Here is a 13,043-nt window from a genome sequence, read left to right on the forward strand (position 1 = left end):
CGTGGTGGTGGAAGGGCGGATCGGGTGACGGCCGAATCTGTCCGAAATCCGGCGCCGGCTGCCCGCCCCGGCCGCCGCCCGCACCGTCTCGCTACAGTTCCCCCATGTCGGACGAAGAAGACGCCGAAGACGACCGGACCACCGCCCGCGGGCCGCAGGGCCCGGACGGCCTGGACGGCCTGGAAGACGTCCTGGCCACCCTGGCCTACCTGCTGACACGGTCACAGGAGCACGAGCGCCGCACCGCCAAGGCCGGCATCACCGCCGCCCGCTCGGACGTCTACCTGCTGCGCGCGCTCGCCGAGCGCGCGGAGGCCAGCCGGGTGAGCGACCTGGCCGACCGCCTGATGGTCAAACCCTCCCACGTCACCCGCCAGATCGACCGGCTCCAGGGCCAGCAACTGGTGGAACGCAGCCAGGACACGCAGGACCGGCGGGCCCGCCAGGTCGCCATCACCCCCGGTGGGCGGGAAGTGCTGGACCGTCTGAAACAGGCCAACATCATCGGGCTCGCCGACGCGCTGGACGGCGTCCCCGAGACGGACGTCGTCACCACCGCCACCGTGCTGCGCCACCTCATCGACCGGTACGTGCACCGGGTGCGCACCACGGGAACCGACGACGACCCGCTCCCGGACCGGACGGACGGCGCCGCCGGCGCACCGGCTCCGGCCACGGGGCCCAGAACCGCCGCGTACCAAGGCGGTTGAGCCGGGGGAGCACCCGGGTACGTCACCCGGCATGTCGGACGAGAAGAACCGCGCCGTGGCCGAGGCGATCCTCCCGCTGGTCGGTGGCGCCGCCAACATCCGCTCGGTCGCCCACTGCATGACCCGGCTGCGGCTGGGCCTGGCGGACCGCTCCCTGGTCGACACCGAGGCGCTCCGGGCGCTGCCGGCGGTCCTGGGCACGGTCGAGGACGACACCTACCAGATCGTGCTCGGGCCCGCCGCCGTCGCCGGGGTCACCGCGCGGCTGCGCCTGCTCCTGGAGCCCCCCGGCCCGCAGGACGGGGCGGCCGGGCCGGCGGCCGCCCCCACCGCCGAGGACCTCGCCGGGCGCGGCGAGCGCATCCGGGCCCAGGCCCGGGTACGCAACGCGACCCCGGTGAAGCTGGCGCTGCGCCGGATCGCGAACATCTTCGTCCCGCTGATCCCCGCCCTGATCGGATGCGGGATCGTCGCCGGTCTCGCCGGGGCCCTCGCCAACCTCGGCTGGGCACCGGCGCTGGTCACCGCCCTGGGCCCGGTCTCCTCCGGGTTCATGTCCCTGATCGCCGTCTTCGTCGGCTACAACACCGCGAAGGAGTTCGGCGGCACACCCGTGCTCGGCGGAGCCGTGGCCAGCGTGATCGTCTACGCGGGGGTCACCAGGGTGGAGGCCTTCGGCCACCACCTCACCCCCGGGCAGGGCGGCGTGGTGGGCGCGCTCGGCGCCGCACTGCTGGCCGTCCACCTGGAACGCTGGACCCGCCGACTGGTGCCCGCCGCCCTGGACGTGCTGGTCACCCCCACCGTCACCGTGCTGCTCGGCGGGCTGGCCGCGCTCTTCGGCCTGATGTTCGTCGCCGGGGAGATCTCCACCGCCATCGGCCGCGCCGCCACCTGGCTGCTCGCCCACGGCGGCCTGCTCGCCGGACTCGTGCTCGGCGGCCTCTTCCTGCCGCTGGTCATGCTCGGCCTGCACCAGGCGCTGATCCCGATCCACACCACCCTGATCCAGCAGCAGGGCTCCACCGTCCTGCTGCCGATCCTCGCCATGGCCGGCGCCGGGCAGGTCGGCTGCGCCGTGGCCGTCTACCTGAGGCTGCGCCACAACGCCTCGATCCGGGCCACCATCAGGTCCGCCCTCCCGGCGGGCCTGCTCGGCGTCGGCGAGCCCCTGGTCTACGGCGTCACCCTGCCGCTGGGGCGCCCCTTCATCACCGCCTGCGTCGGCGGCGCGGCCGGCGGCGCCTTCGTCGGGGTGGCCGGCCAACTCGGCAGCACGGTGGGCTCCACCGCCATCGGCCCCTCCGGCTGGGCCCTCTTCCCCCTGCTGGCCGGCCCGCACGGACTCCTCGCGGGCGCCGCCGTCTACGGCGGCGGACTGCTCACCGGCTACCTCGCGGGCTTCCTGGCCACCTACTTCTTCGGCTTCACCCGCGAGACCCTCGCCGAGTACGACGCCCCGGCCGCCGAGCCGGACCGGACGGCGGAGTAGCCCGGTCCGCCCTGCTCCCGACGAGCCCCGGAACGGCGCGCGCCCGCCGGGACGCATCCCGACCGGCCCGCGCCGGGCGGTCGGACCGAGGCCGTGTCACGCGCCCCGAGCAGGACCTGCGACCGCACGGTGCCGGCGGAGTTCAGGAAGGCGGAGACACCCCCGGCACCGACGCCCTCCCCGCTCGGGCGAGCACCTCCGAGGGGGGAGCAGCCCCCTCCCGGCCCCTCGTGCGCACGTGAGCGCCACGATCGGGTGATGTCTCGGCCCGCCGGTTCGCATTCGGAGTGTTGCGGCCGGACGGGGGACGGGGGTCACTACGTTGAGGTCCGGGTCATGCGGCCGTGTCACCGACAGGCACGGCCGGGAGGAGCTGGACCGGTGCGCGGGTCGGCCGTTCACCGAATCGGCCGAGCACCGTTCCGTCATGACATGACGCCACTGACAGCGCCGGGCCGCGCCCCGGGCCTCGTACGAGGGAGAATCCGTGATCTCGAAGACCAAGAGGGCCATCTGCTCCATGGCCATGGCGTTCGCCGCAGCCGCCACGGCCACCGTCGGCCTGCCGAGCGGCGACGCCTTCGCCATCGACCACGTCCAGTGCGACGGGGGCCGCAATGACTTCCTGAAGATCTGGTCGCACCTCGACGGCCGTGACAGCGTCGACTGCTACGCGAACGGGGGGAGGACCGACTTCGGCGGGTGGTGGGTCGACCGGATCTCCACGGGCAACAACGACCTGACGTACTACGACGTGAACGGTGACTCCGTGAGGATCGAACGCTGGACCGACATCACCTTCCCGAACCGACCGCCGAGGGTCGCCGCCATCCAGATCGGGTGACACGGGGGCAGCCGGTCGCTCCACACGCCGATGCCGGTCACGCCTCTCCGGGCGTGACCGGCATCGGCTCGTGCGGCAGGTCGGCCACTTCGCGGCCGACCGTGTTCCAACCCTGGCCCCGCGACGCTGGAGGTGGCCCGTTCCTGGCCCGGGTCGCGAGCGGCGCCCCGGCGTCCGCTCCGCCCGCGCGGAGCGGCGCCGGATCGCCGCCGCACCAGCGCACTTCGGACCGCGGCGGCAGCTCGTCCTCGCGGACACCGCGTGCGTCCTGCGGTTTCAGGCGAAGCCGCCCCGACTGACGACCGGCCCGACCAGGCCCGGATGTTGGGGCTGGTCGGGCCGGCGAGGAGATGCCGTGGCAGCCGTGTCCCGGCCGCGGCGATCAGGGTGTCGAGCCGGTCGCCGGGTTGTACAGGTCGACCATCGTGCGTACGGGGAGCGGCAACCAGTCGCCGGTCGACGGGTTCCGGGAGAGCAGTTCGAGTACGTCGGTGGCCGTCGGCCGGCGCCGGGGATCGTGGTCGAGGCACAGGGTGATGACGTCGACGAACCGGGAGGGCAGCAGGCTGAGGGCGGATGCCAGGGTTTCGCCGTCCGGGAGCGGGGCGGCTCCGGCGGCATGGCACAGCACCATGCCGAAGGCGTAGAGATCCACGGCATGCGTGATCGGTCCGCCGATGAGCTGTTCCGGGGCGAGGAACCCCTGGGTGCCGACGACATAGTTGGTACTGGTGAGTCCGGTGCTGTCGAGGGCCCGGGCAATGCCGAAGTCGATGATGCGGGGTCCTGCGCCGGAGACGATGATGTTGCCGGGTTTGAGGTCGCGGTGGATGATGCCGCAGGCATGGATGCGTTCGAGTGCTTCGGCAACGCCGACCGCGAGGGTGTGCAGGGTCCTCGGGGGCAGGGCGCCCTGCTGCCTGAGAACGTCGTGCAGTGACGGGCCGGGGATGTACTCGGTGGCCAGCCAGGGCGGGTCGCCGTGGGGATCGGCGTCGACCACTGACGCGGTGTGGAACCCGCCGACGAGGCTCGCGGCTTCGATCTCGCGGGCGAACCGCCTCCGGAAGGTCGAATCCTCGGTGAGCTCCGACCGAATGACCTTGACCGCCACCAGGCGCTGCCCGGGCGACCGGCCGAGATAGACCGTGCCCATCCCGCCTTGGCCCAGCACCGCCGTCAGGTGGTAGCGGCCGATACGGCGAGGATCATCCTGCCGGAGCGGACGGTGCCCGGGGGCGAGTCCGGCCCGTACGGGCGACCGCGGTGTGCCACGCGCGCCTCCGTTCTCGCCGGCCGGGACGACGGGACCCCCGTGCCGGTCGGCGCCGACCCGCTTCACCGTCGGGCCCTGGAGGGAGGCGGGCGGCGCGCCCACCTTGCACTCGACGCGGTGGACCCGGACACCCCAGCGGGCCGTGTCCCGGTCGAGCGCACCGCGCAGGGCCGTGATGATCTCCTCGCGGGAAGTCAGGGCCCGCTCCAGGTCCATGCCATCGACCATGCCGCGCAGCGTGGCGACAGCGAGCTGCTCGATTGCCTGAACGTAGCTGGTGACGTCGTAGGTGGCGGCCCTGGCATCGGACACCCGGTAGGAGACGGCGATGTCGATGTCGACGCGCCGGTTGTCGTGCGTGACCACCTGCTGCTGCGGAACCGCCATGACCTGTTCACGCAGGTCGACCCGGAACCGAAGGGTGTCGATGAACGGGACGACGAAGTGCAGGCCGGGGGCGAGTGTGCGGGTGTAGCGCCCGAAGCGCTCCACGATGGCGGCGCTGGCCTCCGGAACGATCCGGATCGCCTTCCCCAGGGCACTCAGGACGAACAGCACCAGAACGATCAGAACGATCAAGACCGGTTCCACAGCGGCTCTCCTACCCATCCGGCTCCCCGACTCCGACACCGGTTCGCGCCGGGCAGCAGTCTTCCAGATCCACCCCACGGCGGACCTGCGTTCACCGCCACCAGGGCCGGCACGGACGTCGAGGGCCGCCGCCGATCAGGTCGGTGGCGGCCCGGGCGGGTGAGGGGCGGGGGCGGCGGGGGTCAGGTGGCCAGGAAGCGTTCCCGGTGGATCTGGTCGGACGGTACGCCGGCGAGTGCGGCGGTGTGCAGGACGGCGTCGACCAGGGGTGGCGGGCCGCAGACGTACAGGTCGGGTGTGGTGGTGCCGAGTTCGGGGAGGGCGGCGGCCAGGAGGTCGGCCGGGGTGCCGGTCGGTCCGGACCAGTCGGGGCCCGGCTTCCGGACGCAGATGTCGTACCGGAAGCCGGGCAACTCGGCGGCCACGGCGGCCAGTTCGTTCAGTCCGAAGACGTCCTGCGGTTCGTTGACGCCGAGGAGGAGTCGGGCGGGCTGCGGGTCCTGCCATTCGGCCATCCGGCGGACCATCGCCAGCAGCGGGGCGAGGCCGGTGCCGCCGGCCACGAACCAGCGTGGCCGCAGGCCGGTCTCGTGGAGGCCGAAGGCGCCCTGCGGGCCGCGTACCGTGAGCCGGTCGCCGGGGCGGGCCCGCTCGGCGAGGTACGTGGAGAAGTGCCCGCCGTGCCGCAGCCGGACGAAGAACTCCAGGCGTCCCTCCCAGTTGCCGGTGTTGGCGAGGGAGTACGCGCGCCCGACCTCGTTGCCGGGAGCCTGGAGCTCCATGAACCGGCCCGGGTCGAACTGGCAGTCCGGGTCGTCGAGGCGCAGCTCCAGCCGTACGGTGTCCGGCGTCACCGGCTCCACCGCGGTGAGGGTGGCTTCGCGGACCGGGATGCCGCCGTACAGGATGCGGGACTGCTCGTACGGCAGGGCGGCCGTCAGCGGTCCGCGCGGGAAGGTGCGGCAGAGCAGCACCTCGCCGTGTTCGCGTTCGCCCGGGGGGAGGGCCTGCTCGCTGTGCGGGCCGAGTTCGTACGGGCCGTCGGTGACGGAGGCGTGGCAGGAGCCGCAGGTGCCCCGGCGGCAGGAGGCCGGGAGGGCGGCGCCGGCCTCCGCCGCGGCCTCCAGGACGCTGCGGCCGGGGGCGCAGTCGAACTCCAGCCGGCCGCCGTCGCTGGTGGTGAGGGTGACGGGGTGCGGGCCGGTCGCCTCCGCCGGGTCGGCGGTGCTCATGACGCCGTCCGTTCGAGGGCCGCGGCCAGGTCGGCCGCCGGGTCGCCGATCACCCGCAGGTCGAACCGCTTCACCAGTTCGTCGACCAGGGCGGGGGTCAGGAAGCCGGGCAGCGAGGGGCCGAGGTGGATGTTGCGGATGCCCAGGGCGAGCAGGGTGAGCAGTACGGCGACGGCCTTCTGCTCGGTCCAGGACAGGGCCAGGGTGAGCGGCAGGTCGTCGACCTCGCACTCGAAGGCGTCGGCCAGCGCGGTGGCGATCCGGATGGCGGAGTAGGTGTCGTTGCACTGGCCGAGGTCCAGCAGCCGGGGGAGGCCCGCGATCTCGCCGAAGTCGTGCCGGTTGAAGCGGTACTTGGCGCAGCCGAGGGTGAGCACCACGCTGTCCCGGGGCGCGCCGAGGGCGAAGTCGGTGTAGTAGTCGCGTCCGGGGGTGGGGCCGTCGCAGCCGCCGATCAGGAAGAAGTGACGGATGGTGCCCTGCCGCACGGCGTGGACCACCTGGTCGGCGACCGCGAGCACGGCGTCCCGGCCGAAGCCGACGGTGACGGCCTCCTCCTCGGCGGCGGTCTCCGGGAATCCGGGCAGCGCGTGGGCGGCCTGGATCAGCGGACGGAAGTCGTGGTCGGCGAGGTGCCGGACGCCGGGCCAGCCGACCGGTCCGGCGGTGTAGATCCGGCGGCGGTAGCTGACGTGCGGTTCGATGATGCAGTTGGAGGTCATCAGGATCGGGCCGGGGAAGGCGGCGAACTCCTGCTGCTGGTCCTGCCAGGCGCCGCCGTAGTTGCCGGCCAGGTGCGGGTGGGCCTTGAGCAGCGGGTAGGCGTGGGCGGGGAGCATCTCGCCGTGGGTGTAGACGTTGATGCCCTGGTCCCTGGTCTGCACCAGGACGGCTTCCAGGTCCCGCAGGTCGTGGCCGCTGACCAGGATCGCCTTTCCGGCGACGGGGGTGGTGCGCACCGTGGTGGGCTGCTGGGGGCCGTAGGTGCCGGTGTTGGCGGCGTCGAGCAGTTCGATCGCGGCGAGGTTCAGCCGGCCGAGGCCGACGGCGCGCTCCAGCAGTTCGGCGGGGTCGGTCGGTTCGCCGGCCAGGTAGGCGAGGGCGTCCTCGACGCCGCCGAGGACCTCGGCGCTGCGGCGGCCGAGCACGTCGGCGTGGTGGGCGTAGGCGCAGATGCCCTTGAGCGCGTAGAGGTGGAGCGAGCGGAGCCCGACGACCTCCGGCCCGACGAGGGGGAGTCCGAGGTTCACCCGGACGTCCGGGGCCTGGCCCACCAGCGTCGCCGGGTCCGCCCCGGGGGTCCAGGCGGCGGGCCCGGTGAGCGTCTGCGGCTCCTGGCCGGCGGCGCGCGCGGCCCGCTCGTAGCGCTCCTTGGCCCGGGTGCGGACGCCGACGGCCAGCTGGATCAGGGCGGCGAAGCGGGTGGGGTTGAAGTTGACGTTGGTGAGCGTGGTGAAGACCGCGTACAGGACGAAGGCGGCGGCCTCGTCGTCCGGGGCGCCGAGGGCGCGGGCCCTGGCGGCGTACTGGGAGATGCCCTTGACCGCGTGGATGAGCAGGTCCTGGAGGTCCGAAGTGGGGGAATCCTTGCCGCAGTTGCCGATCGGACCGGCGCAGCCGGGGGTGGTGCCGGTGCGGTCGGTCTGTTCGCACTGGAAGCAGAACATGCGGGTCCTCCGGGGACTCGTGGTGTCGTTCGGGCGAGGCGGCGGGTGGGCCTCGACGCGTCCAGGATGGGGTCAGTGCTGACGGCGCATCAGGGTCGGAGGACCCCAATCCGGGGCCGGGAGACCCTGCCGGTGCACCGGCGCCGGGCCTGCCGTGTCCGTGGGTCCGCCGGGTCCGCGGGTCCTTGGGTGCGCGTCCGATCGGGTGCACCTGACGCAGCGTTCAGACGAAAACACCGGTGGGTCGCCGCCGCTCGGGGCTTCGAGGAGAACACTCCGAGGGTTGTCTTTATGTTCATGTGATGAAAGGACTGACGTGAAGCCCAGTCAGCATCCGACGACCGCCGTCGGCTGGGGACGAAGACTAGGCAGGGTGATGGGATCCGCCCTGGCCCTGACGCTCGTCCCCTTCGGCATGTCGCTCGTCGCACCGACGGCCGCCTACGCGGCAGGCCTCCCGGGAGGCCTCGGGCCCTGCCTGGGCGCGGACTGCCCGGCGACGTTCCCGCCGGTCAACAACGGGCCCTTCGCGGGGCGCGACGCCGGCGTGAACATCTTCGTCGGCGGCGACTTCAACGTCAGCGGCTCGGCCGCCGAGGCCGAGGGGCACGTGGTGACCCTCGGCTCCTTCAGCATGAACAAGGCCGCCGGAGTCAGCTCCGTCTACAACATCGGCATCGTCGGCGTCGGCTCGCGCGTCCCCCCGCCGGACGGGGCCGACTTCCTCACCGCCGGAGGCAACGTCACCGTGGCCCCGGGGCAGTCGCTCCTGGCCGAGGGAGGCGTCGTCCGCTACGCGGGCACGACCACCGGCACCATCACCGGCACCAAGGTCCAGGACCCGCGGGCCGTGGCCGCCTACACGCCGCTGCGCGGCGAGCTGCAGACGGCCAGCGCCTGCTACGCCGGGGTCGGCACGCCCCGCCCCGCCACCGGAACCGCCGTCAACCAGGGGTTCCAGACCCTGTTCACCGGTGACGGCACCTCCGCCCTCCAGGTCTTCAACGTCGACTTCGACATCGTCGGGCGCGGCGGCTCCACCCAGGGCGTCGCGTTCGCCGGAATCCCCGCGAACGCGACCGTGCTCGTCAACCTCGTGGGCGGCGCCCGCACCATCAACACCTACAGCGGAAGCCTCCAGGACACCGACCCCTGGAACCAGCTGCGCGAGCGACTGCTGTGGAACTTCCCCACCGCGACGACCGTCACCCTCACGGGATCGGGGCAGTTCCAGGGCAGCGTGCTGGTCGGCAACCCGGCCAGCACCGCCACGATGAACCTGCCCGGCCTGAACGGACGGTTCTTCACCACCGGCACCCTGCTGCACAACTCCGGTTCGGGCATGACCGGGACCGAGTTCCACGCCTACCCCTTCAACGGCGACCTCCCGGACTGCGGCAACCCCCCGGCTCCCACCGGCTCGACCAGCGTGACGAAGGTCGACTCGGTGACCTCGCAGCCGCTGGCGGGCGCGGTCTTCCAGCTGTGGCGTGAGACCAACGGCGTCGCGGGCCTGCAGACCTCGGGGACCACCCCGGACACCAAGGTGGGCGCCCCCTGCACCACCGGGAGCAACGGCCTCTGCACCACCGCCGACCTGCCGCTGGGCACCTACTACTGGCAGGAGACGGCGGCTCCGCCCGGCTACGACCTGCCGCAGCCCGCGGTGACGACCGTGGTCCTCGACACCAACGGCCAGAACGTCCCGGTCACCGTCCGGGACACCCGGAGCCCGGTCGTCGAGACCGGCTCCACCAGCGTGACGAAGATCGACTCGGCGACCTCGCAGCCGCTGGCGGGCGCGACCTTCCAGCTGTGGCACGAGACCAACGGCGTGCCCGGTCTGCAGACCTCCGGGGCCAACCCCGACACCGCCGTGGGCTCCGCCTGCGTCACCCCCGCGTCGGGAGTCTGCTCGGCGAGCGGCCTGCCGCTGGGCACCTACTACTGGCAGGAGACGGCGCCGCCCCCCGGGTACGAGCTGCCCGAGCTCAACGTGACCACCGTGGTGCTGAGCACCAACGGGCAGAGCACCCCGGTCAACGTCGCCGACACCCCGAACACCGCCCCCACCGGGTCCACCACCGTGACGAAGACCGACGCCGGTACGGGGCAGCCGCTGGCGGGCGCGGTCTTCCAGCTGTGGCGCGAGACCAACGGCGTGCCCGGTCTGCAGACCTCCGGGGCCAACCCCGACACGGCCGTCGGCTCCCCGTGCGTCACCCCGGCGTCGGGCGTCTGCTCGGCGGACGGCCTGCCGCTGGGCACCTACTACTGGCAGGAGGTCTCGCCGCCCGACGGGTACGAGCTGCCCGAGCTCAACGTGACCACCGTGGTGCTGGACATGAACGGGCAGCACACCCCGGTCGGCGTCGCCGACACCCAGACCACCGCTCCCACCGGTACCACCGGCGTCACCAAGGTCGACTCCGCCACCGGGCAGCCGCTGGCGGGTGCCTCCTTCCAGCTGTGGCGCGAGAGCAACGGCGTGCCCGGTCTGCAGACCTCCGGGGCCAACCCCGACACCGCCGTGGGCTCCGCGTGCGTCACGCCGGCGTCGGGCGTCTGCTCTGCGGACGGCCTGCCGCTGGGGACGTACTACTGGCAGGAGACGGCGGCTCCGCCCGGCTACGACCTGCCGCGGCCCGCGGTGACGACGGTGGTCCTCGACACCGGTGGGCAGAACATCCAGGTGACCGTCCGGGACGGGAGGACGCCCGCCCCGAACGGGTCGACCTCCGTCACCAAGGTCGACGCCGGTACGGGCCGGCCGCTGGCGGGCGCGGTCTTCCAGCTGTGGCGCGAGAGCAACGGCGTGCCCGGTCTGCAGACCTCCGGGGCCAACCCCGACACGGCCGTCGGCTCCCCGTGCGTCACGCCGGCGTCGGGTGTCTGCTCCGCGAGCGGTCTCCCGCTGGGCACGTACTACTGGCAGGAGGTCTCCGCGCCCGAGGGCTACAGCCTGCCGCAGCACCCGGTGACCGAGGTCGGGCTGAGCAAGGACTGCCCGTGCGTGGCGATCACGGTGGAGGACAGCAAGTGCCCGCCGCCGCCGTGCCCGCCCACCCCCTGCCCGCCGGGCGACGAGTGGAGTCCGTACGTGCGCTACACGCCCGTGCCGGGCTTCCTGTGGGGCATGAACGCGTGAGCTCGTGACCGCGCGAGCTCGTCATCGCGTGAGCTCGTGACCGCGTGAGACGACGACCCGGCCGGAGGAGCCCATGGCGGCCCCTCCGGCCGGGCGGTGCCCGGGCCGGTGTCGCGGCGCTTCGGCAGGCCGGCCCGGGGCCCTACGATGGCGCCATGAGCGGGAGCCTTCGGATATCAGGTGCACACCATGCGCAGGAGCATCGGGACGACGAGCGGCTGGAGGCCGCGGCCGGCATCCTGGCGCTGCTCGCGGACCGCACCCGGCTCGCCCTGCTCCAGCGGCTGAGCGCCGGTGAAGCCGACGTGACCACGCTGACCGAGGCGACCGGGGCCCCCCGGACGTCGGTCAGCCAGCACCTCGGCAAGCTCCGGCTGGCCGGCCTGGTCACGACCCGCAAGGACGGCAGGCGCGTCGTCTACGCGCTGCGCCACGGCCACCTGCGCCGGCTGGTCGACGAGGCGCTGAGCGTCGCCGACCACCAGCTCGGCGAGCTCCCCCCGCACGACTGACCCGTACCCTCCGGCTCCGCGGCCCGTGCCCTCCGGGGTGCGGGCCGCCTTTTCGTCAACATGTGCACATGCGTGCACATGTTGACCTATCCTGGTCGTGTCGTCCTGCCGCGCCCAGTCCGAGCGGGGTCCTCCATGCTGTCCGTGCTGCGCAACCGCACCTATCTGCACCTGTTCGCCGCCCAGATCGTCGCCCTGGTGGGCACCGGCCTCGCCACCGTCGCGCTCGGCCTCCTCGCGTACGACCTCGCCGGAGCGGACGCCGGATCGGTGCTCGGCACCGCACTGGCGATCAAGATGCTCGCGTACGTCGGCATCGCCCCGGTGGTCACCGCGCTGGCCCACCGCATCCCGCGCCGACGCCTGATGGCCGCCTCCGACCTCACCCGGGCGGGCGTCGCCCTCACCCTGCCCTTCGTCACCGAGGTGTGGCAGGTCTACGTCCTGATCTTCGTGCTGCAATCCGCCTCGGCGGCCTTCACCCCGGCCTTCCAGTCGGTGATCCCCGAGGTGCTGCCCGAGGAGCGCGCGTACACCCGCGCCCTGTCGCTGTCCCGGCTCGCCTACGACACCGAGAGCCTGGTCAGCCCGGTGCTCGCGGCCGCCCTGCTCGCGCTGATCAGCTACAACTGGCTGTTCTGGGGCACCGCCGCCGGGTTCCTCGCCTCCGCCGTCCTGGTGCTCTCCGCCGCCCTGCCGAAGCGGGTCCGGCCGGAGCCGGTCGGGCAGGGCGGCCCGGAGCCGGTCCGGTCGAAGCGGGACCGGTCGAAGCGGGACCGGGCGCGGCCCGGTGGGGGCGTCCTCGCCCGGTCCGTCCGCGGCACCCGGCTGTTCCTCGCCGTGCCCCGGCTGCGCGCGATGCTCGCCCTGGACCTCGCGGCGGCCGCGGCCAGTGCGATGGTGATCGTCAACACCGTCGTCTACGTCCGCGGCCCGCTCGGCCGCCCCGCCACCGACGTCCCGATCGCGCTCGGCGCCTACGGGGCCGGGTCGATGGTCGTGGCGCTGCTGCTGCCCCGGGTGCTGGACCGGCTGCCGGACCGGACCGTCATGCTCCCGGCGGCCTTCGGCATCGTCGGCCTCTTCGCCCTGCTCGCCGCGCTGACCGCCGCCGGGCCGGGCGCCTGGCGCTGGCCCGTCCTGCTCGCCGTCTGGGCGGCGTTCGGCGCGGTCGGCTCGCTGATCCTCACCCCCACCGGCCGGGTCCTGCGCGACTCGGTGGCCGCCGAGGAGCTTCCCGCCGTCTTCGCCGCCCAGTTCTCCCTCTCCCACGGCTGCTGGCTGCTCACCTACCCCCTGGCCGGCTGGCTCGGCGCCACCCTGGGCCTCACCGCGGCCTCCGTCGCCCTCGGCGCCGTGGCCCTCGCCTCCGGTGTACTCGCCGCCCGCGCCTGGCGCGCGGTGCCCGGGACGACGGGCCCGGCCGCGGTGGCGGCGAGCGGGAAACGCGGCGGCGCCACCGTCCCCGGCTGACCGGACGGACACCTGGTGTGCCGGTGCCGACCCGCGTGTCCTGGAAGGCGGGCAGCGCCTCGCCGTCCGGCGTGACGGCCGCGGGCGGGATCGATCTC

Annotated in this window: 9 protein-coding genes; 6 read left to right on the plus strand and 3 right to left on the minus strand. The window is 73.5% G+C overall.

The features are described from left to right. Nucleotides 1-104: 104 nt before the first annotated feature. The 3 genes from ACGFSC_RS18745 (at nt 105) to ACGFSC_RS18755 (ending at nt 3,046) form a co-directional block, all read left to right on the plus strand. A complete protein-coding gene (locus ACGFSC_RS18745) occupies nt 105-710 on the plus strand; it encodes a MarR family transcriptional regulator (RefSeq protein WP_359903136.1) in 606 nt (201 codons plus the stop codon). A gap of 31 nt (nt 711-741) precedes the next feature. Next, the gene (locus ACGFSC_RS18750; RefSeq protein ID WP_359903133.1) at nt 742-2,202 is read left to right on the plus strand and encodes a PTS transporter subunit EIIC; all 1,461 of its coding nucleotides are present in this window, start codon (nt 742-744) and stop codon (nt 2,200-2,202) included. 526 nt (nt 2,203-2,728) lie between these two features. Continuing rightward, entirely contained in the window at nt 2,729-3,046 is a 318-nt protein-coding gene (locus ACGFSC_RS18755) for a beta/gamma crystallin domain-containing protein (RefSeq protein WP_380351537.1), read from the plus strand. Between the two features lie 382 nt (nt 3,047-3,428). Here the strand turns inward: ACGFSC_RS18755 and ACGFSC_RS18760 are convergent, their stop codons facing one another. The 3 genes from ACGFSC_RS18760 to hcp form a co-directional block, all read right to left on the minus strand. Then, nucleotides 3,429-4,991, minus strand: coding sequence for an SPFH domain-containing protein (locus tag ACGFSC_RS18760; protein ID WP_359903127.1), 1,563 nt, complete (start codon nt 4,989-4,991; stop codon nt 3,429-3,431). A 104-nt stretch (nt 4,992-5,095) separates the two neighbouring features. After that, entirely contained in the window at nt 5,096-6,145 is a 1,050-nt protein-coding gene (locus ACGFSC_RS18765) for a 2Fe-2S iron-sulfur cluster binding domain-containing protein (RefSeq protein WP_359903124.1), read from the minus strand. Next, a complete protein-coding gene (gene hcp / locus ACGFSC_RS18770) occupies nt 6,142-7,812 on the minus strand; it encodes a hydroxylamine reductase (RefSeq protein WP_359903121.1) in 1,671 nt (556 codons plus the stop codon). The genes ACGFSC_RS18765 and hcp overlap by 4 nt, the downstream gene beginning before the upstream one ends. A gap of 376 nt (nt 7,813-8,188) precedes the next feature. Here hcp and ACGFSC_RS18775 point away from each other — a divergent pair, with 376 nt between their 5' ends. From ACGFSC_RS18775 to ACGFSC_RS18785, 3 genes are all read left to right on the plus strand, one after another. Continuing rightward, the gene (locus ACGFSC_RS18775) at nt 8,189-10,960 is read left to right on the plus strand and encodes a SpaA isopeptide-forming pilin-related protein (protein WP_359903279.1); all 2,772 of its coding nucleotides are present in this window, start codon (nt 8,189-8,191) and stop codon (nt 10,958-10,960) included. Between the two features lie 155 nt (nt 10,961-11,115). Then, on the plus strand, nt 11,116-11,472 hold the full coding sequence (locus ACGFSC_RS18780; protein WP_359903118.1) for a metalloregulator ArsR/SmtB family transcription factor: 357 nt from the start codon (nt 11,116-11,118) through the stop codon (nt 11,470-11,472). 135 nt (nt 11,473-11,607) lie between these two features. After that, nucleotides 11,608-12,945, plus strand: a complete 1,338-nt coding sequence (locus tag ACGFSC_RS18785; protein WP_359903115.1) for an MFS transporter — start codon at nt 11,608-11,610, stop codon at nt 12,943-12,945. Nucleotides 12,946-13,043 lie beyond the last annotated feature (98 nt).

Source organism: Kitasatospora sp. NPDC048715, from assembly GCF_043198905.1.
Lineage (GTDB): Bacteria > Actinomycetota > Actinomycetes > Streptomycetales > Streptomycetaceae > Kitasatospora > Kitasatospora lactacystinica.

Bases quoted from the DNA above. Each gene is read 5' to 3' on its own strand.
- ACGFSC_RS18745 (WP_359903136.1), top strand. From the start codon at position 105: ATGTCGGACGAAGAAGACGCCGAAGACGACCGGACCACCGCCCGCGGG.
- ACGFSC_RS18750 (WP_359903133.1), top strand. From the start codon at position 742: ATGTCGGACGAGAAGAACCGCGCCGTGGCCGAGGCGATCCTCCCGCTG.
- ACGFSC_RS18755 (WP_380351537.1), top strand. From the start codon at position 2,729: ATGGCGTTCGCCGCAGCCGCCACGGCCACCGTCGGCCTGCCGAGCGGC.
- ACGFSC_RS18765 (WP_359903124.1), bottom strand. From the start codon at position 6,145: ATGAGCACCGCCGACCCGGCGGAGGCGACCGGCCCGCACCCCGTCACC.
- hcp (WP_359903121.1), bottom strand. From the start codon at position 7,812: ATGTTCTGCTTCCAGTGCGAACAGACCGACCGCACCGGCACCACCCCC.
- ACGFSC_RS18775 (WP_359903279.1), top strand. From the start codon at position 8,189: ATGGGATCCGCCCTGGCCCTGACGCTCGTCCCCTTCGGCATGTCGCTC.
- ACGFSC_RS18780 (WP_359903118.1), top strand. From the start codon at position 11,116: ATGAGCGGGAGCCTTCGGATATCAGGTGCACACCATGCGCAGGAGCAT.
- ACGFSC_RS18785 (WP_359903115.1), top strand. From the start codon at position 11,608: ATGCTGTCCGTGCTGCGCAACCGCACCTATCTGCACCTGTTCGCCGCC.